Annotated in this window: 16 protein-coding genes; 7 read left to right on the forward strand and 9 right to left on the reverse strand. The window is 55.5% G+C overall.

The annotated features are described in order from the left end of the window. Positions 1 to 6: 6 nt before the first annotated feature. The gene (locus Q8W32_RS05220; RefSeq protein ID WP_305413988.1) at positions 7 to 1,260 is read left to right on the forward strand and encodes a glycosyltransferase family 4 protein; all 1,254 of its coding nucleotides are present in this window, start codon (positions 7 to 9) and stop codon (positions 1,258 to 1,260) included. A 39-nt stretch (positions 1,261 to 1,299) separates the two neighbouring features. Here the strand turns inward: Q8W32_RS05220 and Q8W32_RS05225 are convergent, their stop codons facing one another. The 3 genes from Q8W32_RS05225 to Q8W32_RS05235 all read right to left on the reverse strand — a co-directional run bounded on the left by Q8W32_RS05225 (position 1,300) and on the right by Q8W32_RS05235 (position 3,982). Then, entirely contained in the window at positions 1,300 to 2,499 is a 1,200-nt protein-coding gene (locus Q8W32_RS05225) for a sodium:proton antiporter (protein WP_305413990.1), read from the reverse strand. A gap of 57 nt (positions 2,500 to 2,556) precedes the next feature. Beyond that, on the reverse strand, positions 2,557 to 2,883 hold the full coding sequence (locus tag Q8W32_RS05230; RefSeq protein ID WP_303431863.1) for a hypothetical protein: 327 nt from the start codon (positions 2,881 to 2,883) through the stop codon (positions 2,557 to 2,559). 280 nt (positions 2,884 to 3,163) lie between these two features. Further along, positions 3,164 to 3,982, reverse strand: a complete 819-nt coding sequence (locus Q8W32_RS05235; RefSeq protein ID WP_305413991.1) for a TatD family hydrolase — start codon at positions 3,980 to 3,982, stop codon at positions 3,164 to 3,166. 164 nt (positions 3,983 to 4,146) lie between these two features. Between Q8W32_RS05235 and Q8W32_RS05240 the strand changes: the two genes are divergently transcribed. Together Q8W32_RS05240 and Q8W32_RS05245 are read left to right on the forward strand one after the other, a co-directional pair. Next, positions 4,147 to 4,878 carry a division plane positioning ATPase MipZ gene (locus tag Q8W32_RS05240; protein WP_305413992.1) on the forward strand — a complete coding sequence of 244 codons (732 nt, stop codon included), beginning with the start codon at positions 4,147 to 4,149 and terminating at the stop codon, positions 4,876 to 4,878. 139 nt (positions 4,879 to 5,017) lie between these two features. Then, positions 5,018 to 5,890, forward strand: coding sequence for a TOBE domain-containing protein (locus tag Q8W32_RS05245; RefSeq protein WP_305413994.1), 873 nt, complete (start codon positions 5,018 to 5,020; stop codon positions 5,888 to 5,890). A 79-nt stretch (positions 5,891 to 5,969) separates the two neighbouring features. Here the strand turns inward: Q8W32_RS05245 and modA are convergent, their stop codons facing one another. Then, positions 5,970 to 6,797, reverse strand: coding sequence for a molybdate ABC transporter substrate-binding protein (modA, locus tag Q8W32_RS05250; protein ID WP_303431867.1), 828 nt, complete (start codon positions 6,795 to 6,797; stop codon positions 5,970 to 5,972). A gap of 131 nt (positions 6,798 to 6,928) precedes the next feature. Between modA and Q8W32_RS05255 the strand changes: the two genes are divergently transcribed. Next, entirely contained in the window at positions 6,929 to 8,071 is a 1,143-nt protein-coding gene (locus Q8W32_RS05255) for a porin (protein ID WP_303431868.1), read from the forward strand. A 372-nt stretch (positions 8,072 to 8,443) separates the two neighbouring features. Next, positions 8,444 to 9,076 carry a YigZ family protein gene (locus Q8W32_RS05260; protein WP_303431869.1) on the forward strand — a complete coding sequence of 211 codons (633 nt, stop codon included), beginning with the start codon at positions 8,444 to 8,446 and terminating at the stop codon, positions 9,074 to 9,076. Positions 9,077 to 9,125: 49 nt separating this feature from the next. Here the strand turns inward: Q8W32_RS05260 and Q8W32_RS05265 are convergent, their stop codons facing one another. The 5 genes from Q8W32_RS05265 to Q8W32_RS05285 form a co-directional block, all read right to left on the reverse strand. Continuing rightward, positions 9,126 to 12,314 carry an efflux RND transporter permease subunit gene (locus tag Q8W32_RS05265; protein ID WP_305413997.1) on the reverse strand — a complete coding sequence of 1,063 codons (3,189 nt, stop codon included), beginning with the start codon at positions 12,312 to 12,314 and terminating at the stop codon, positions 9,126 to 9,128. Positions 12,315 to 12,317: 3 nt separating this feature from the next. After that, positions 12,318 to 13,763, reverse strand: a complete 1,446-nt coding sequence (locus Q8W32_RS05270; RefSeq protein ID WP_305413999.1) for an efflux RND transporter periplasmic adaptor subunit — start codon at positions 13,761 to 13,763, stop codon at positions 12,318 to 12,320. Positions 13,764 to 13,773: 10 nt separating this feature from the next. Further along, the gene (locus Q8W32_RS05275) at positions 13,774 to 14,472 is read right to left on the reverse strand and encodes a TetR/AcrR family transcriptional regulator (protein WP_305414002.1); all 699 of its coding nucleotides are present in this window, start codon (positions 14,470 to 14,472) and stop codon (positions 13,774 to 13,776) included. Between the two features lie 145 nt (positions 14,473 to 14,617). Further along, positions 14,618 to 15,364, reverse strand: a complete 747-nt coding sequence (locus Q8W32_RS05280; protein WP_305414004.1) for a response regulator transcription factor — start codon at positions 15,362 to 15,364, stop codon at positions 14,618 to 14,620. Further along, a complete protein-coding gene (locus Q8W32_RS05285; RefSeq protein ID WP_305414006.1) occupies positions 15,361 to 17,910 on the reverse strand; it encodes a cache domain-containing protein in 2,550 nt (849 codons plus the stop codon). Before Q8W32_RS05285 ends, Q8W32_RS05280 begins: the two co-directional genes overlap by 4 nt. Positions 17,911 to 18,243: 333 nt before the next feature. Here Q8W32_RS05285 and Q8W32_RS05290 point away from each other — a divergent pair, with 333 nt between their 5' ends. Continuing rightward, positions 18,244 to 19,014 carry an ABC transporter ATP-binding protein gene (locus Q8W32_RS05290; protein ID WP_305414008.1) on the forward strand — a complete coding sequence of 257 codons (771 nt, stop codon included), beginning with the start codon at positions 18,244 to 18,246 and terminating at the stop codon, positions 19,012 to 19,014. Next, positions 19,011 to 19,784 (forward strand): ABC transporter ATP-binding protein, encoded by a 774-nt coding sequence (locus Q8W32_RS05295; RefSeq protein ID WP_368501361.1) that lies wholly within the window; start codon positions 19,011 to 19,013, stop codon positions 19,782 to 19,784. The genes Q8W32_RS05290 and Q8W32_RS05295 overlap by 4 nt, the downstream gene beginning before the upstream one ends. Positions 19,785 to 19,796 lie beyond the last annotated feature (12 nt).

Below are 19,796 nucleotides of genomic sequence, written 5' to 3' on the forward strand. Positions count from 1 at the left end.
TGCTTTATGAAAACCGCTCTGATTATCGGCTACGTCTGGCCAGAACCTGCGTCATCGGCCGCCGGCAGCCGAATGTTGCAGCTGGTGGCGGCGTTGCAATCGGGGGGCTACCAAATCGTGTTTGGATCTCCCGCCGATTGGAGCCAGCATGCCGTGGCATTGGCAGACTATAACGTTGAAGCCATCCGGCTGGAGCTTAACAGCACAACCTTTGATCACTATATCGCCGGGCTGCAGCCGGACCTGGTGATGTTCGACCGCTTTATGATGGAAGAACAGTTTGGCTGGCGGGTCGAGGAAAACTGCCCGAACGCGCTGCGGGTGCTGGATATGGAAGATGTACACAGCTTGCGGCATGCCCGGCACCAGGCTTTGAAAGACGGCGTTGAACCGGGGCTGAAACATGTTTATTCCGAACTGGCGATACGGGAAGTGGCGGCTATTTTGCGCTGTGACCAGACGTTGGTGATCTCGGAATATGAATATCGCTGGCTGCAACAGCAGTTCCAGATACCGGCGGCCCAGCTGATTTACCTGCCGTTTATGTTGTCGCCAGAGCAGTGGCAGCAGCCCATTACCCGACGGAGTCAGCGGCAGCACTTTGTCTGTATCGGCAACTTTCGTCACGAGCCCAACTGGGATGCCGTGCGCTGGCTCAGAGAAGCCATTTGGCCCGGGATTCGTCAGCAGTTACCACAGGCCGAAATGCATGTGTATGGTGCTTATCCTCCCAAAAAAGCCACCAGTTTGCAGAATGAAAAACTGGGTTTTTATGTGCCCGGCTGGGCAAACGATGCACTGGAAGTGGTGCGTTCCGCCGGTGTAATGCTGGCACCGTTGCGGTTTGGGGCCGGACTTAAAGGCAAATTACTGGATGCTGCCATTACCGGTACCCCCGCAGTGACTACTCCGGTAGGTGCTGAAGGCATGTACGAGTGTGAGGGTGGCTGTGGGTTAACACCAGGTACTCAGGGGGTGCTGGTGGCGGAGTCTGCCACGGCGTTTGTGACCTCGGCGGTCAGGCTGTATCAGAACGACAGCTTGTGGAACGCTTGTGCCACGGCGGCATTACAATTAGCTCCCGAACGTTTCGCCTTTGCGGAACATGCACCGCGCTGGCTGGCTTGCCTGCAAACGCTGGAAGCCAATCTGGAAGCGCATCGATTGAGTGGCTTTTACGGCGCCATGCTGCGGCACCATACCCTGAAAAGCACCCGTTATATGTCGCAGTGGATCGAGGCCAAAAACCGGTTGCTGTGATGCCATTGTGTGGGCAAGTCACCGGTTGAGCAGGGATTGCTAGCCCGGCCAGCGTTTCCAGACATGGGTGGAAATGCCATGAATAAAAATACTCAGCAGCACTGTCAGCACCGTGGTACCAAACACCGTCTCGTAAGCGGCAATACGGTTGGCATACCCCATTTGCTGGATCGCCAGCATCAGATACAGAATACTGGCGATGCCCCTGGGCCCAAACCAGGCAAGAAACACCCGTTGCCCAAACGACAAGCCACTGCCTGTCAGTGAAATCAGCACCGGAATCATCCGCACCAGAGTCAGGCTTAACAGCGCGTATACCAACATAGGCCAACTGAACAACGGCCAGGCTTCGGCGACAAAAATCAGCCCGAAGAGGAAAAACATCAGCAGGCTCAGCATTTCTCCTTCGGCCTTGCCAAATTCGCGCAAACGGCTCATGACGGTTATTCGCTGCGGCTCCAGAAACAATCCGGCAATAAACGCGGCAATAAACCCATTACCGCCGAGAGACTCTGCACCAGAGTAAGCCAGAAATGCCAGAGACAAGGATGACAGGCGCTGGAACAGCGGCATCATTTCATGGGCATCGACGGCCCATTGCACCAGTCGGCCTCCCCAGCGGCCAACGACAATCCCTGCCAATACGCCGACCACAAACTGCTGTGTGACAAATACCGGCCACTGCATCGAGTCGAGAAAGGCGTAATCCCCTGCGTTCATTACCGCCAGTACAAACAGCAGCACTGGTAATGCCAGGCCGTCGTTCAGGCCACTCTCAACGGTGATGGTATGGCGTAACGGCAAGCTGATACGTTTGTCGGAAAAAATGGCTTGCGCCAGCGCGGCATCGGTAGGGGATAACATAATTGCCAGCCAGGCGGCAGGCAGCCAGGCCAACTCCAGCACAGGAACTGCCAGTAGCCAGCCCGCCAGCATGGTGAGTGGCAAACCGACAGCCAGCAGGCGAATCGGCAATATTTCGAAACGCACCAGCTGGGCACGCTTGATCTGGCTGGCATCGGTAAACAGAATCAGGGCCAGCGTCAACTCCGCCAGCATGGTCAGTTCGTTGGCCTGGATATCGGCGGGCACCCAGTTGAGCAGTTGTGGCCCGACGATAATCCCCATCAGGGTGACCAGCATTGGAGCGCTGATACCGGATTGGTCGATGCGTTTTGAAAAGGCACTGTAGAACAGCAGGGTAGCTGCCAGAGTCAGTAGCAGTGAATGGTTACTCATGGTTCTGCTGGCTATCCGTGAAGAGACTGGAATCCGGGACGTTGGGGAGTAAGGCCGTTATTCCCAGATAATACGTAATGGTTCGCCAAAATCATCGTAAATGATCTTTTTACGTAATCGTCGACGGGGTTGGCTGGTGGCGGTTACTGACCGGCCAGGCTTGCGCTGGGAATCCCGGCGCTGGTCGATGGCCTGCATGACCTCGGGTACCGGAGTGCGTTCTTCTTTGGGTTTTTCGAAAGCCATGCTGCGTTCGTCATAGCGCCCGTTTTGTAGTCCCGTCGCTCCGCGAACCACTTCGCTGACCTCTCCGCCTTTTTGCAGATACTGTTCAACCTCGTCGTTCAGCTGCTGGCGTATTTCCTTTTTGGTGGGTCGTTTCATGTCTAGCTCTTGCACGTGGGCAATTAACGAACCAGAGTGCCAGAGGGTGCACCACAGTTCAATGTCTTCATGATGGGATTGTGGAGTGACTGTCAGGTTTATACCGCGCTATTGATAAAACAACGCTGTCAGCCACACGATGGAAACGTATGCCAGCGGCCGACTCTGTCGTCGGGATACATAGTTGGAGTCGCCGTTGGTTATCATGTGCCAATAGTGACGGCTCGACAAGACTGACCCACAGATATTTGCTGGGTCAGTTTATTACTTGGGCAGCGGGTTAGCCCAGCTCTGCTGGAAAGAACGTCGCCATGGCGTTCTGCCAGGTTTGCTCCAGCACGGTTTCGACAGGCAGGCCTTTGACGTCGGCAATTTTTTCGGCAACGAAGGGCAGATATTTGGGAGCGTTCTCGATTCCTCGGTACGGCATGGGAGTCAGATAAGGCGAATCGGTTTCGAGCAGCAGCCGCTCAAGTGGGGTGGCGGCGACCACTTCGCGAACATTAACCGCCTTGTTAAAAGTGACAATGCCATTGATGCCGAGATTAAAACCCAGCTCCACTGCCAGCTGGCCCAGCTCAAGCCCGGAGGTGAAGCTGTGAATCACGCCTTTGCGGCGCATCTGCGGGGCGTACTCCTGCAGAATGGCCATGCTGTCGGCATCGGCTTCCCGTGTATGGATAACAACGGGTTGGTCGAACTCGATCGCCAGTTCCAGCTGACGGCAAAATACCTGGCGTTGCACGCTGCGGTCACAGTGGTCGTAGTAATAGTCCAGGCCAATTTCGCCAACGGCAACCACTTTGTGATTGGCTGCGTGGTCACGCATATAGGCGACGGTGGCGTCATCAAACAAGGCGGCTTCGTGGGGGTGAACCCCCAGAGTGGCGTAGACATCGTCGTGGGCCAGCGCCAGTGCCAGAGCCGTTGGCATATTGTCGGGCTGAACGCTGATTGTCATAAAACGTTCAACCCCAATGGCGCGGGCTTCCGCCAGAATAGTGTCTGCCGGTGCCTCTTTGAGGTAGTCGAGATGAAAATGTGTTTCGATAATCGGGCGTTGATATTCGGGCACAGCGCGGCGGTTTTTCTTGCTCATGGATTCGTCCGGTTAGACTGACTGCAACCGGGAGTCGCCGGGGCAGATCAAGGAATGAAGGCGACATTATAGAAATGTGGCCAACCGGATGGCCAGTCTGCTGTGTGACAGCCCGACTGTGGTATAAATGTTAGCTCTGACCCATTTTTTGTAAGGAACTCATCATGAGCATGATTCACTTTGTCGGTGGCGAGAAAGGCGGTGTCGGAAAATCCGTCGTTGCCCGTTTATTATCTCAATATTGTCTGGACAAGGGGCTGCATTACGCCGGTCTGGATGCCGACCAGTCACACGCCACGACAACTCGTTATTACAAGGAATTTACTCAGGCTCTGACGCTGGATCAGTTTGAAAGTACCGATGCCATCATGGAGTGTGCGCTGGAAGCCGATCAACAGGTCGTGGTGGATTTGCCCGCCCAGAGCCAGCGTTTTCTGGATCGCTGGATTGACGATAACGGCGTGCTGGATATGTGTGAAGAGATGAATATTCCAATCGTCTTCTGGAATGTGGTGGACGATAGCCCGGATTCTCTGGAGTTGCTGGAAAAATTTCTCGATAAGTACAAGTACTACATGAACTGTGTGGTGGTCAAGAATGAAGGCCGGGGAACGGTATTCCGTGATGTGGAAGCACTGCCAGCCCTGAACGAAGAGGATGATCTGGCGCGTATTCTCAGCATGACCTTGCCAGCCTTGCATGCCCCCACCATGTTCAAGATCAACAAGCGTGAAATGTCCTTCTGGGCCGCTGTGAACCAGAGCGATGCCTCCGGTGCCAGCCTGAGCCTGATGGAACGTCAGCGCACTAAGGTCTGGATGCGCAAGGCGTATGCCGAGTTTGATACCGTGTTTGCGAATGTAACCAATTCCAACGCCGTGCCCATTTCAGAGTAAGACATTATCAAACGCTCGGACCGAGCGATTTGATTGCAGCGGGACACCCTCCTGTCCCGCATGCTGACTCTGGTGATGGCTTCGCCGGATGTTACTGTCTTGCATAACGTGTAATCCCTTACCCGATAGTATCCCGCCTATGAAATCCCCCGATCAATCTTCTGATAAAACCTCCGATCAGCCAGCGAGCGCTGTGGCAAATCCGCTGCAGTCGGCGTCCTTGCAGGGCAGCATCTGGATGCAGGGGCAGGAACGTCCCTTTGCCCGTGAACAGGTCGAGCTGTTGCAGGCCATTGCCGATACCGGTTCCATTTCGGCTGCTGGCAAACAGGTGGGCGTCAGTTATAAAACCGCCTGGGATCGTATTGATACCATGAACAATATGGCTGATCAGCCTCTGGTGGCACGAGCGGCCGGGGGAGCGCGAGGGGGCGGTACGGTATTGACCGATTATGGCGAACGCATGTTAGCCGGTTTTTTGATCTTGCAGGAAGCACACGAAATCTTCTTGCAGCGTATCCGTCAGCGGGTTCAGTCGCTGGGGGATGTCACTGACGATATCAGTGACTTGCTACGAGCCGGGCAGTTAAAAACCAGTGCCCGTAACCAGTTCCGGGGCGTCGTGGAAGCGGTGGTTCCTGGTGCTGTCAACAGCGATGTCTTGCTGCGGATTACCTCAGATCATCTGGTGACGGCGCAAATTACCGCCGAAAGTTTCAGTAGCCTGGAGATTACCCCGGGCCAAACGCTGGTGGCCTTGATCAAGGCTCCGGCAGTGATGTTGTCGAATGACCTGGATATTCAACTCAGTACCAGTAACAAGTTGGTGGGCACCGTGGCCCGCATTACCCGAGGCGCAGTCAATGCCGATGTGGTGCTGGCCTTGGCGGATGGCAAAACCATCAGCGCGGTGATTTCCAATCACAGCCTCGACGCACTGGCATTGCAGCAACAACAACCAGCTTGTGCGTTGTTTGAAGCCAGCAGCGTCGTGCTGGTGGTCGATGTCTGAAAGCCGGTGGCTGGCCTCGGCAAGCCGGTTGCCGAGGTTGGTCTGTGCTGGTTGTGTCGGTACTTGTTATTGCCGGGCTTTATTGCGGAATCTCATAGCCGTATTGGCGAATAATCACATGGGCCGGCTCGGATTGCAGATACTGCAATAACTCTTTTGCTGCCTGGTTGTTTGCGCCTTTCTGCAGCAGCACTGCATCCTGGCGAATCGGGTCGTGTTGCTTGAGCGGTACGACCCATGCCTTTCCTTCCTTTATGTTGCCTTTGTAACTGATCTGCGACAGCGCGACAAAGCCGAGATCGGCATTGCCTGTGCTGGCAAATTGCCACGTCTGGGCAATGTTATCCCCTTGCACCAATTTGCTTTTGACTTTCTGGGTCAGGCCTTGTTCTTCAAGCACCTGGGTGGCTGCCAGTCCATACGGCGCCAGGCGTGGATTGGCGATTGCCAGTTTGTTGAACTTGCCACTGTGCAGGGTGGCGAGGGGGTCGGTATCCGGTTTTATGGTCCACAGCGCCAAACGTCCAAGTGCATAACTGAAGCGGCTGTTCGCAACGCTGATACCGGCTTTTTCCAGTACGACCGGTTTTTGCTGGTCGGCGGACAAAAACACCTCAAAAGGCGCTCCATTCTTGATTTGCGCCACAAACTTGCCGGATGAACCGAATGACAACTGGGTGACATGGCCAGTCTTTTTCTCAAAATCTGCCGCGATTTGCTTCATGGGTGCTGTGAAGTTGGCTGCCACCGCCACCGATACCGTGTCGGCCTGCACGGTCGACAGCCCCAGCGTCAGGGCCAGCATCAGGGCGGAGCGGCGGATGATCCAAGCCCTCTGCGGGTGGCTCTCAGGCTGGGCATTACCCGGCTTGAGGAGTGTTGAAAAAGCTGTCCGTTTAGCAATCATGCCAAATACCCCTATAAAAAATGTGGTTATTAAGTCCGCTATATATTAGCTTATATAGCGGATGAGGCAACCGGAAAAACCGGCCTGCAAATCGCTCTACCCTCACTAATTGACATTCAGGACGATGTAAAATGAAGAAAAAAAGCCAGTATTTCACCGCCGGCGTTATGTTGCTTGGTACCACATGGACTGTAACGGCGATGGCATCCAAAGATCCTTCCATTAATTTTTATGGCAGTCTGCATGCCTCGCTGGATTATCTCGATTCCGATGTATCCGCGGCTGAAGCCTCTGCCAGCAATACTGACAAACTGTCGTCGGGGGATGTCAGCCTGTCGTTCAACTCTTCAAAAATTGGCCTGAAAGGTGAAATAGCCACCGAGCTCGATGGGCTGACAGGCTTTTATCAGATTGAACAGAACCTTACCCCGGATGGCAGCAGCAGTAATACCTGGGCGACACGTAATACTTACCTGGGGCTGCGTTGGTCTGAGGATAAAAAACGCAAGGGCGAGTTGCTTGCAGGCCGTCACGACAGCCTGGTAAAGGGCATTGCGCTGGATTACAGCCTGCTCAAGCATACGGTTGCTGATCGGGGGGCCATCCTGGGGGCCGGTTCCGGTACGGGCAATGTGCTGGACCTGCGGGTCGAAAACATGCTGATGGGCCGCTGGCAGGCACCGCTGGCGAGTGGTTTGATGAAACTGGCGGTGCAGTATTCACCGGATGCGGTGAAGTCATCTGGCTACGTCGATAACAATCAGCGGCTCTACCTGGGTGCTCGGGCAGACTGGTCGTCTGCGCACTGGACCCTGGCCGCCGCGACGGAGCACTGGCAGCAGCTGGCGATTGGTTCGGCCAGTGGTGACTCGGACAGCTGGCGTTTTCTGGCGCGTTATCGGAGCGAGCAATGGACCCTGCAAGGCTTGATGGAAAACCTGCGCTACCAGCCCGACGACCACAGCGTCACCGTTCTCGACCGTCAGGCCTGGGCACTGCAGAGCGCCTGGAAATCCGGCCAGCTGACCTGGCTTGGCAGTGTCATGAAAGCAGGCAGCTATCGTCATAGCGAAGATACAGGTGCCTTGATGTTATCGCTGGGTGTCGAACGCAAACTGTCCAAAAAAATCAAAACCTACGCCGTTTATACCCGCACCAATAACGAAGATAATGCCAGCTTCCAGGGGGTTGACGGTACCCACGGTGATGAGCTGGCCACCTTGCCAGGCCGGTCGCCACAAGCAGTCTCTGCCGGTTTGATGCTGTCGTTCTAGGCTCTGGAACGGGCAATACTTGAGGGGACATCTACTTAATCCTGCACGGCTCTGCGCGAGTGTTGCCGTTGTTCAGGGTAAGGCGACGAATGCAGCGAAATGACGAGTCCTTTTCAAATTCGTCAACACCGCACTGGACGGCGGCAACCCGCGCCCTTTGGGGGGCTGCCGGATGATCTCGACTCGGTGTCGCCGACGTTTGACTTGATCCGTCAGGCCTGCAAGTCGGCTTCGTGATTCGAAACCATCCGGTAGCCCAGAGTGAGCACCGGGTTAAATATATGTCCCCTTGAGGAAACTGCGACTTGCTCGTCGACACTGACGCCATTAGGCGTCAGAATTTCCTTGTTTTCCTTGCCTATAAGTTCTGTTATGACCTCCGTATATGCTGTCCCTGTTACCCCAACGCCCCATATCTCTGAGCTGGAAATCAAGCGCAGCCAGTTTATAACCTTTGTCGGGCAAGCCAGTGACCGGGCCGCAGCGGAGGCGTTTATTCGCTCGGTGCGTCAATTACACCCCCAGGCGCGTCATGTGTGTTGGGCCTATATCGCCGGAGCACCGGATACCACCGTGATGTCGATGAGTGATGACGGTGAGCCGAGCGGTACCGCTGGCCGTCCAATGCTGAAAGTCTTGCAACACAGTGGCCTGGGAGAAATTGTTGTTGCTGTCGTGCGGTATTTTGGCGGCATCAAGCTGGGTACCGGTGGGCTGCAGCGGGCTTATTCAGAGGCCGTGTTGCAGGGGCTGGAAGCACTGGCAACCGAGCAACGGGTACCGCAAACCCGCCTGACGCTGGAATACGACTACCCAATGGAAGCCGTTGTCAGGCATTTGCTGGATCAATACAGCACTACCATTGAGCATTGCGACTTTCAGGCTCGGGTCTGTATGGCACTGCTGGTCGCCGATAGTGACCGGGAGGCGTTTGTAATGGCCTTGACCAATCAGAGTGGCGGCGCGGTCAGGGTGGTTGAGCCTATCCAGAATGAGAATGAATGAGCATTCGTAGCGGCTGACTGTCTTCGAGGCGTATACCCTGAATGGGTTTCTAGCGAGTCCGTATATCCTCCAGAATCGTATACAGACAGGGTAAAAGCACCAACACCAGAAAGGTGGCAATCAGCAAGCCGAAAGTCACACTGATAATCAGTGGAATCAGTACCTGGGCCTGCAGGCTGGTTTCGAACAACAGTGGCAGTGTTCCGGCAACGGTGGTGCTGGTGGTTAGCAGAATGGCGCGTAACCGATCCTGACTGGCTTGTCGGGCGGCGGCGTGCAGATCCATGCCGTCCCGGACGTGTTGCTTGACAAATTCGACCAGTAAAATGGCGTTGTTCACCACAATCCCCGCCAGTGAGACAAACCCCACCATACTTGGCATCGACAGGTCATGCCCCATCAGCAGGTGCCCGATGATGACACCAATCAGCGCCATGGGAATCGAGACCATCACGATCAGAGGTTCGATATAGCTGCGAAACTGCAGACTCAACAGAATAAAAACGCCGCACAGTCCCAGCAATAATCCTGTTTTGAGGGAGTCCTGGGTAACAGCACTGCGTTGCAGCTCACCCTGAACAGACAGCTGCAGGCCGGGATATTCTGCCTGCAGCTGAGGCAGCATGTGCTGCAAGGTATCGTTCACGACTTCACCGGTATTGGCCTTGAGCTTGTTGAGTGATGCAAACAGGGTGATGGTCGGCTGGTGGTTGATGCGGTGAATACGGGAGATATGCCGTTGCTGGCTGAGTGTCGCTACGCTGGCGAGGGGAATAATCTGCCCAGTGGCGGGGTTGACCAGCGGGTAGTCCGCCAGGTCGGCCAGGGTGTCGTGGCGGTTATCCAGTTGCACAACGACCTGCAGCTCATCGCCACCACGATACAGGGAGGTGACCTCCAGGCCGGAGTAGGCTGTGCGCAACTGGCTGGCAATGGTGTGCCCGTCCAGCCCCAGGGCTCTGGCTTCGGGCTTCAGCTGGATCATAAGCTCCGGCTTGCCCGGTCGTGAGTCATCAAACACATTAAAGACGCCGTGATACTGGGCCAGCCAGTACTGCAATTGCCGTGAAGCCTGCTGCAGGCTGTTGCGGTCAACCCCGCTGAGACGAAGTTCGATGGCGCGCCCAGCCGGGCCAAGAGCCGGTTCGGTGATCGACAGGGTTACTTGTTGTGGCAGGGCCGGCAACTCGGCTTGCCAGTGTTCAGTGAGGGTATCCAGACTGGTATGGCGAGCTTCGGCGGTGAGTAAATCCACTGAGAGTGTAGCCAGATGCGGGCCTTGTTCAAAGGCGTCGGCATTTTGGCTATAACGGATGTTAGTGTGACGTATCAGAGTTGATGATTCTTGCTGGTCCAGCGTGTGCACCGCTCGCTGCAATGCTGCTTCCACTTCTGTCATGGTTGCCATTGTCTGGGCTAGCGGTGTCCCGGCGGCAAGAATCACACGGGCTTCAAGTACATCGCCGTCCATTTCTGGCAGGGCATTAAACTTGAGGACGCCGGATACCAGCATGCTGATGCACAGCAAAAATACGGCGATGGTGATACCAACCGTCAGGTAACGGTAACGAATGGCGATTTCGAGTTGTGAGCCAAGTGCGTGTTTCCACTGTTCAAAGCGGCGGTTAACCTGTTTTTGAAAGTTACCCTGGGCACCACTGCCTGAACCGGCTTCATGTTCCATGGTATGACGCAGGTGATGTGGCAAAATCAGGAAGGCTTCAATCAGGCTGATGCTGAGCACCACAATCAGCACAATGGGCACAACGCGAAATACCTGTCCCAGTTGGCCTTCCAGTCCTATCAGTGCACCAAACACCATGACGGTGGTCAGGAAGGATGACAAGACACCTCGGGCGACGCGCCGGGTGCCGGTTACAACGGCATCCAGTGGCGACAGACCACGCTGGCGTTGCTCGGCGATGCTTTCGGCAATAACGATGGCATCGTCCATCAGAATGCCCAGCGCCAGCAATAACGCCACCATGCTCATCATATTGATTGATATGCCAAACTGCAGCATCAGAAAAAAACTGGCGAGAAAACTTACCGGCAGGCCCATCACTACCCAGAAAGTATAGCGGAAACCAAAAAACAGCATCAGCGTCAGAAAAACCAGCAGTAATCCTTGCCAGGCATTGTTGATCAGCATCGACAGCCGGTCCTTGACAATATCGGTGAAGTTCTGGGTTAGCACAAAGTGGCTGCCAGCAGGCAAATAGGGGGTTTCACGGTCGATAAAGGCTTCGACGGCGTCGAGCACCCGCAGGCTGTCATCGGTACTGTTTTTGGCGACTCGCAACAGAGCCGCCCGCTGGCCATCAAAAATCACTTGATGATCGTTGTCTTCAAAGGTATCGGTGATGGTCGCCAGATCGCGCAGACGGATTTCAGCCCCATCCGGGTTACTGATGATAACCAGATTGCCCAGTGCCTGAACGTCGGTTTGCTGGTCGTTGAGGCGCAAGCTGTATTCCCGCGCATAATGGTTTGCCGAGTCTGTGCTGGCAGTGGGCTGGGCAACAAAGGTCCCGAGGGGGAGATCGAGATTCTGTTTTTGCAGGATTGCGGCCAGCTGGTCCAGACTGAGCTGGTAACGGCGCAAGGTGTCGGTGCGAATACTGACGCGTAGCTGGCGTTCGCTGAAACCCTCCAGAGTGACCAGTGGAATCGCCGCGTCTTGCTGCATTCGGCTTTGAATCTGTTTGGCCAGATCCTTGAGCTGAGTGGTGGGCAAGTCGGCGCTCAGCGCTACGGTGACGACGGGAGATGTCCGGCCCAATTCCAGAATGGCGGCGGTTTCAGCGTCGTCCGGGAAATTGCTGATCCCGTCAACCGCAGCGCGAATATCATCAAGAAAATCGTCAAAATCCCCCTGACTTTGCATTTTTAACGTCATTTGGCCGACGTTATCGCGAGCATCGCAACGGATTTCTTCAGCGTAGGCAATGCTGTCCATGGCGTCCTCTAACGGGAGGCAGATACCGGATTCAACGTCGTCCGGAGTCGCCCCCGGATATGGCACTGTGACGCGGATTTCGTAGGCCTGGGTATCGGGAAACGTCTGGCGTTGTAATTGCGGCAGACTGATCAACCCCAGGATCAGAAAAGCGGCCATCAGCAGGTTGGCTGCGGTTGGGTGATGCGCAAAAAATCCGGTCAGTGAATTGACCGACCTGGAGGTGTTGGCTGTGCTGGTATTGGCTGTTTGGCTGCCGGAAGAGGAAGGTGTCGCCATGATTCAGTGTCCCTCTGCCGCGCCTGTGGCCACCGGAGTAATCAAGGTCCCTGCCACCGCTGGTACCACATCGGACAAAATTACCTGACAGTGTGGCGGCAAGGCATCAGCGGCCAGCAGCGTCTGGTTCGCCATGCTCATCAGCGGCGTGACGGTCTGAACCTGCAGGCGCTGCTGATCATCCAGCAGATACACCACGGTGCTGTTGTCACTGCCTTGTTCATTACTGAAGGCATGGATAGCGGTAGAGGGAATGGCAATCGCTTCGACCTCGTGGGCCTGCAGCGTGACACGGGCGTTTAATCCGGTAATCAAGGGCGGTCGCTGCCCGGGCACTACATCGCGATATGGGTTGGGGATACGTACCAGAATGGCCAGTGTACGGGTTTGTGGGTCGATACCTTCCCGAAACGTCACCACCTGACCTTGCCAGACTTGTGGCGTACCGCTGTCATCCAGTATCGGCAATTCGACTTGTGCCGACAGCTGCCCCAGAGTAATTAACCGGTTGATGGCCTGGGTTGTCGGTGTTGATGCCGGTACAGATGCCGGTGTTGATACGGAGGCTGGATCGGTTCCTGCAGCAAGTGGTTCGGGATGGTTTTCCGCTTGCCGGGCCAGAGTCTGCATAAATGGTCGCAGCTGACTGAGCGTAAAGCGGGCCTCAATGTCTACCGAATCAATGCCCTGGGCCTCGATCAAGGGTTGGCCAACGGCTGCAAACTGTCCGACTTCCGGTGCGGTATTGGCAATCCGGGCGGCGACTGGCAACACCAGTGTCGTACGATCGATATTGCGTTGCTGTTGCTGGGCCTGGCTGTTGGCAATCTGTTGTTGCGCCAGAAGCACATCACGCTGGGCGGGCAAAACAGCCAGTTGTTGCTGTAACGAGACCAGCTCCTGCTCTGCTTGCAAGACGGCGCGCTGTTCCGCATCCAGCTGGGATTGAGGCAATGCACCCTGTTGCAACAAGGCCTGTTTGCGCAACAGCTCCTTGCGTGTTGATGCCAGGCGCTGCTCCATTAATGTCTGGCTGTGCTGCAGGCTGCTGGCGTTGATTTCCAGTTGTGCGATCTGGGCGTTTGCCGAGGCAATATTGGCTTGTGCCTGACGGGCCGCCAGCTGGTAGTCGGTAGCGTCCAGTCGTAACAGTTCGGTACCGGCATCCAGCAGCGCGCCATGATCCAATTGAGGATGGCGCCAGACAATCCGCCCAGCGACCTCTGCAACCAGAGATAATTGTACCGTGGGGTGTACCACGCCATGGCCGACTACCCGAGGGATTATGGGAGCGGCATGTGCCACCATCACGTGAGCGGCGACACCGGGCCGTTGGTGGCTGTCCTGCTGCGGTGGCTGTTTCAGTTGTGCGCCAATCACCAGCGCAGCGACTCCCGATAGCGCCATGATGGGCAGTATAAATGGACGCTTTAACCAGATCGATGGCATGGGCAGATCCTCACAGTGATACCGGGCTGGAACAGGATGGTGAGTCCGGTTGGCTGGCCGGAAGTTGGGTGGCGTCAGTGGCAAAACCGGACAGCAGCAAGCGGGAGATATGGTCTTTCCAGCTCGCCGAATGCAGGGTCTGGCGATCGACGCCGGTCGTCTGGCTGAATACCGGTTCTGCCACAATCGGGAAGATGATCAGGCTGATCAGGTTGGTGGTTGCCCAGGCGATATCCAGATCCGCTCGTAGCAGACCCTGCTGTTGCAGCTGTGCCAGCAGCTGCTTCAGGTTGGCGCCCAGCTTCATGGGTATGTGCTGCATGAAGTGCTCTCGCAGTTGCGAATCCTGATTAAAAATATCGTCCTGAACCAGTCGGATCAGCCATGGCTCCAGGCACATCAGCTCGAGCAGACCAGAGACCAGATGATGCAAGGCTGCAGCCGGATCGGCCGGTAACGTGGCAATCAGGGTATCTACTTGTTCTTGGCGCATAACACTGCTGTCGTCGATCAGCGCGCGGAACAAGCCATCCTTGCCACCAAAATAATAACTCACCATAGCCGACTGAGTGTCGGCCTGAGTGGCAATATCGCGGATTGTCAGTGAGTGATAAGAACGATTTTCCAGCAAGACACGAGCGGCATTTTTTAACGCCAGCCGGGTTCGTTGCTGTTTTTCGGGGTCGATAGATCGTCCGCGCCTGGACATGGCCATTATCCATATAGCTGATCAGTTGATTAGTTAAATTATAGCGGAAAGAGAAGAAAGGCAAGCTGTACATGCGGATCGCCAGCGCAGGGACTGTCTGTGTCTGTGCTGGTGTTGTTATCCTAGGGTCGCTGGCATGAACGCTTTAGTTCCCGCCGTGGATTCCGTTTTGCCATTGCACATCGCTGGTGAGCATATAGCCCATGCCGTAAATGGTTTTGATCAGACGTGGGGATTTGGGATCGTCTTCAATCTTTTTGCGGATGCGCGACATACGCACGTCGATGCTGCGGTCGAAAGCTTCGTCGTGGTGTTTGAGCAGTTGGTCACGGCTGAGAATCTGGCGTGGGTATTTCAGCAGGCGCACCAGCAGGTCCATTTCTCCGGCGCTGAGGACAAATTCTGTGCCGTTGTCCTTTCGTAAGGTCAGGGTGGCGCAATCCAGCTGCCAGTTGGCAAAACAGGCAACGGAGGGTGAGTCCTTGTCGGGGCCGAAGGTGCTGGTTTGCAGGCGGGCGTTTTTTTCCAGTCGCCGGACGATGCTGTTGGTACGGGCGACCAGTTCGCGGGGGTCAAAGGGTTTGCTGATGTAATCGTCGGCACCCAGTTCCAGCCCCAGTACCCGGTCGGGCAGGCTGTCGCGGCCGGAGATAATGATGACGCCGACGTCTTCACGGGTGGTGAGGTGGCGTACCAGCTCCAGGCCATCGATGTCTGGCAAGCCGAGGTCAACAATACACACCCGAGGTGGTTGCTGGCGCAGCGCATTGGTGAGCTGGGCTCCGGTGCGAAAGCAGCGTACCTGGTGGCCATAGCGGTTCAGTTCGCCTCTGACCAGTTCGGTGATGTCGGCGTCATCCTCGACGAGGTAAATCAGCGCCTGTTGGCTCACGGTAAACTCCTGTGTTGACGATGTAGACGGATGCGGGTGCTGGCACGTTCCAGCGCTTGCCCCAGTTGTTGGCGGTCAAACGGTTTGCGTAATAGCACCAGCATGGGGTCTTGCTGGTCAATGGCATCGTGGCCCTGGTCTTGTTGGGCCGGATCATCGGTGTAACCACTGACCAGCAGGATTACGGCTTCAGGGGCGCGGCGGCGTAACGTTGCGGCCAGTTTGCGGCCATTCATGGTGCCGGGAATCATGATGTCGCTAACCATTCCGGTCAGTGGATTGGCACCGCTAGCCAGCAGGTCGTCCAGCAAGGTCTGGGCTTCGTTACCGTCGGCGGCTTCAACCACGTGTTGGCCGAGGTCGATCAGTTGTTTGCGAATGACGGCCCGGACGTCGGGGTTGTCTTCAACCAGCAAATACAGTCCTCCTGGAGACAGTTTGGGTCTGTTGTCACTGTCGTTATCGTTCAGCTCCGGGTTGGCCGGTGCGTCACTGGCGGGCAGTAACAGGCGTATCATGGCACCGCCCTGGGGGCGGTTGTGCAGTTGAATATACCCGAATGACTGCTTGACGAAACCATAGACCATCGATAACCCCAGTCCGGAATTGTTGCTGCCTTCCTTGGTGCTGAAAAAGGGTTCGAACGCCTGTTCGAGAGCAGACTGGCTGAAACCGGTGCCGGTGTCGGCGACGCTGATTTCAATATAACGTCCGGGGGCCACGATCTCGTCGAACTGCTGTTCGATGGGTTGGCGGATATCGCGCAGTTTCCAGCTGTAGGTCAGGGTGCCGCCATCGTGCATGGCATCGCGGGCATTGAGGCCAAGATTGACCAGTGCGTTTTCAAGGTGGCCGGGGTCGACGTTGATCCAGGCTTGCAGAGGCGGTTGTTGTGGCCGGTAGTGTAATCGATAGGGGCCGCTGAAGGCGCTGTGCAGCAGCTCCAGCACCTCGGTCATCATGGCATTGATCGAGACGGTTTCTGGCTGTAACGGCTGGCGGCGCGAGAAGGCAAGCAGGCGATGGGTGATATCGGCTCCCCGGCGGGCGGCGCGTTCGGCCGGGCTGAGCAGTTTGTCCAGCTCCGGGTTGCTGGCGCTGTAATGCTCTCGGGCGACGATCAGGTTGCCAACAATGATCGACAACAGATTGTTGAAGTCGTGGGCCAGCCCGCCGGACAGTTGACCAACGGCGCTCATACGCTGCACCCGGGCGTTGGTGGCGAGCAGTTCTTCGGTGCGCTGTTTGACCTGGGCGTCGAGGGTTTCGATATTGTGTCGCAGCCGTTGCACCATGGCATCGATACTGGAAGCGAGGATACCGACTTCATCATCGCGCTGAATGCCGGTGCGGGCCGACAAGTCGCCACGTTGCACGTTGAGTGCGGTGCTGGCGAGCTGTTCCAGAGGGCGGGTAATGCGGTTGACCAGAAAATTGGAGATCAGCAGGGTGGCCAACATGGTCAGGCCCGCCAGAATCATGATGCGCGCGCTGAGCAAATCAGCACTGCTTTGCAGCTCGTCGAGGTAAACGGAGGAGCAGATATACCAGTCGAACCCTTCGATGTAGCGCACCAGCGAGAGCTTGTCGTAGGCGTAGTTGTCGGGGTCGTCGGGTTTGTCCCAGCGATAGGTCAACTCGTTGCCGGTGTCGGCCACCGCCATCAGTTCCTGATAGATCGGTTGCTGGCTGAGCGGGTTTTGCAGGGTGGTGAAGGTAACGCCATCGAGGTTGTCGTTGGGGTGAATCAGCATATGGCCGTTGGAATCAAAGACGTACATATAGCCGGTTTTGGCGACCTTGATTTCTTGTAATGCATTGCGCAGCTCCATCAGGGCTTGCTGGCGACGCTGGCGCACTTCGATTTCGATATCGTTGAGGTAAACCCCGGAGCCAATCACAAACCCCCATTCGGGGTAGTCCCGGACAAACGATACCTTGTCGAGCTCGTCATCACCGGCAATACGGGACCATTTATAATAGTAATAGCCTTCGCCGTCTTGCATGGCTTGCCTGACAACCCGGGTCAGAATGTTTTGAGGGGTATCATCTTCCTGCTGCTCGCCATCGTATTGAAAGCGTTCATCCGGGTGGGATAAAACCTGGATATCATGATCCACCACCCAGATATAATCCTGATTGCCAAAGGTAAAATCACGCAGATAAGCGAAGGCTGTTTGTCGCGCCTGTTCCAGCGGGATACCTTGTTTAGCGGCTTCCTGGAAATGGGATTGTAAAAAATTCTCGGCCAAATCAACGACCAGCGTCAGTTGTTCTTTGTGGTTGTCCAGCGCCTGCTGCCGATATTCTTCGACACCGGTATACATCTGGTCGGCAATTTCAAATACGTTATTCAGTGCCAATCGTGATGAATTACGCTCTATTTCAAATACCTGCTGTTTGATTGTCGGAACGGTATAGAAATACACAAAAACAAACACCACAAGCAGAATGCCACGAATGATCAGCGACAGCTGACGCGCAAGGCGGGCCTTGTGCGCCTTGATCACCGGCTGGGAGGTGGCATGAACCGTGGAGGAGGACATAAAAAAAGATAACCGTGGCAAAAGCCTCTATTGATGCAGAGAGCGGCACAAGCCGTCAATGATCAATGCGGGATAAACGGCGCTTATGAAGAATATGTCCTGTCCCGGGTGGGTTATTTTTTATGAAAAATGTCGCCGTGAAACATTTGGATACATTTGAGAAAAATTCACGACACGATGTGCGTCTAGTTTGGTTATTGAACACCGGGGCTGGTTATAAATTCCCGGGTTATAAAAATAATATTTGCCAATTAGACATTCGTTGAATATGCCCTTGGCCAGGGTGAGATACCCCGGCTGACAAGCAGATTTCAACCTCATCGGATACGAGAAATGAACAATAATTATATTCTCGAGACGCACCACCTGACGAAAGAATTCAAAGGTTTTACCGCCGTGGATGACGTTAGCCTGAATATTCAGCGCGGTCATATCCATGCCCTGATTGGCCCTAATGGCGCCGGTAAAACCACGGTATTCAACCTGCTCACCAAATATCTGAGCCCCACCTCCGGCACCATCCTGTTTAACGGCCGTGATATTACTGCGATTGAGTCGTCAGCCATTGCCCGTCAGGGGCTGGTGCGCTCCTTCCAGATTTCGGCGGTATTCCCCAATTTGACGGTGCTGGAAAATGTCCGGGTTGCGTTGCAGCAACGGGAAGGCAACAGCTTTCATTTCTGGAAACCGGAGTCGGTACTGGATCGCTTGAACGAACGGGCAGAGCAGTTACTGGAGTCTGTGGGATTACAGGATTTTGCGCGGGTGGTGACGGTGGATTTGTCTTATGGCCGCAAGCGCGCCCTGGAAATTGCCACCACGCTGGCCCTCGATCCGGAGATGTTGCTGCTGGACGAACCGACCCAGGGCATGGGGCAGGAAGATGTCGAGCGCACCGCCAATCTGATCCGTTCGGTGGCAGACAATCGTACCATTCTGATGGTCGAGCACAACCTGAAAGTGGTCTCGCAGCTGGCTGACCGGATTACGGTCTTGCAGCGTGGAGCGGTACTGACCGAAGGCGATTATGTCACGGTGTCAGACGATCCTCGGGTTCGTGAGGCGTATCTGGGTGTGGCAGCAGACAAGGAGACGGCGGCATGACGGATACATTGAGCACTCCAACATCGAGCCAGCCAAAGAATGATTCCAATGGCCAGCCTCATCGAATCGGTGATGAAAAAATCCGGGTCAGCGACCTGCATGCGTTTTACGGAGAATCACACATTCTCCACGGGGTTGACCTGTATGTGAATCAGGGCGAGCTGGTCACTCTGCTGGGCCGCAACGGCGCAGGTCGTTCGACCACGCTGCGATCCATTATGAATATGGTGGGTCGCCGCACCGGCAGTGTGGTGATCAATGGCCAGGAAACCATCACGATGCCAGCCCACCAGATCGCCTGGCTGGGGTTGGGGTTTTGCCCGGAAGAGCGGGGCATTTTCTCCAGTCTGAATGTGGAAGAAAACCTGATGTTGCCACCGGACGTGCGTTCGGATGGCGTACCGCTGGAAGAAATCTACGCCATGTTCCCCAATCTGGCGGAGCGTCGCTACAGTCAGGGAACCCGCTTGTCGGGGGGTGAACAGCAAATGCTGGCGCTGGCCAGAATCATGCGCAGTGGTGCCAATATTCTGCTGCTGGATGAAATCACAGAAGGGCTGGCCCCGGTGATTGTGCAGCGTCTGGCCGAGGTGCTGATGCAGCTGAAACAGCGTGGCCTGACCATTCTGCTGGTTGAACAGAACTTCCATTTTGCGGCACCGATTGCCGACCGTCATTACGTGATGGAACACGGCCATATCGTCGAAGAAATCCAACAACACCAACTGCACGAAAAGCAGGATCAACTGAATGCCCTGCTGGGCGTTTGATACGCAAGCCAT

Source organism: Oceanobacter sp. 3_MG-2023, assembly GCF_030688925.1.
In the GTDB taxonomy this organism is placed as follows: Bacteria; Pseudomonadota; Gammaproteobacteria; order Pseudomonadales; family Oceanobacteraceae; genus Oceanobacter.

What these genes read in the sequence shown, in the direction of transcription:
- Q8W32_RS05245 (WP_305413994.1), top strand. Translation starts at nt 5,018, where the DNA reads ATGAAATCCCCCGATCAATCTTCTGATAAAACCTCCGATCAGCCAGCG.
- Q8W32_RS05225 (WP_305413990.1), bottom strand. Translation starts at nt 2,499, where the DNA reads ATGAGTAACCATTCACTGCTACTGACTCTGGCAGCTACCCTGCTGTTC.
- Q8W32_RS05290 (WP_305414008.1), top strand. Translation starts at nt 18,244, where the DNA reads ATGAACAATAATTATATTCTCGAGACGCACCACCTGACGAAAGAATTC.
- modA (WP_303431867.1), bottom strand. Translation starts at nt 6,797, where the DNA reads ATGATTGCTAAACGGACAGCTTTTTCAACACTCCTCAAGCCGGGTAAT.
- Q8W32_RS05235 (WP_305413991.1), bottom strand. Translation starts at nt 3,982, where the DNA reads ATGAGCAAGAAAAACCGCCGCGCTGTGCCCGAATATCAACGCCCGATT.
- Q8W32_RS05295 (WP_368501361.1), top strand. Translation starts at nt 19,011, where the DNA reads ATGACGGATACATTGAGCACTCCAACATCGAGCCAGCCAAAGAATGAT.
- Q8W32_RS05270 (WP_305413999.1), bottom strand. Translation starts at nt 13,763, where the DNA reads ATGCCATCGATCTGGTTAAAGCGTCCATTTATACTGCCCATCATGGCG.
- Q8W32_RS05260 (WP_303431869.1), top strand. Translation starts at nt 8,444, where the DNA reads ATGACCTCCGTATATGCTGTCCCTGTTACCCCAACGCCCCATATCTCT.
- Q8W32_RS05220 (WP_305413988.1), top strand. Translation starts at nt 7, where the DNA reads ATGAAAACCGCTCTGATTATCGGCTACGTCTGGCCAGAACCTGCGTCA.
- Q8W32_RS05285 (WP_305414006.1), bottom strand. Translation starts at nt 17,910, where the DNA reads ATGTCCTCCTCCACGGTTCATGCCACCTCCCAGCCGGTGATCAAGGCG.
- Q8W32_RS05230 (WP_303431863.1), bottom strand. Translation starts at nt 2,883, where the DNA reads ATGAAACGACCCACCAAAAAGGAAATACGCCAGCAGCTGAACGACGAG.
- Q8W32_RS05265 (WP_305413997.1), bottom strand. Translation starts at nt 12,314, where the DNA reads ATGGCGACACCTTCCTCTTCCGGCAGCCAAACAGCCAATACCAGCACA.
- Q8W32_RS05240 (WP_305413992.1), top strand. Translation starts at nt 4,147, where the DNA reads ATGAGCATGATTCACTTTGTCGGTGGCGAGAAAGGCGGTGTCGGAAAA.
- Q8W32_RS05275 (WP_305414002.1), bottom strand. Translation starts at nt 14,472, where the DNA reads ATGTCCAGGCGCGGACGATCTATCGACCCCGAAAAACAGCAACGAACC.
- Q8W32_RS05255 (WP_303431868.1), top strand. Translation starts at nt 6,929, where the DNA reads ATGAAGAAAAAAAGCCAGTATTTCACCGCCGGCGTTATGTTGCTTGGT.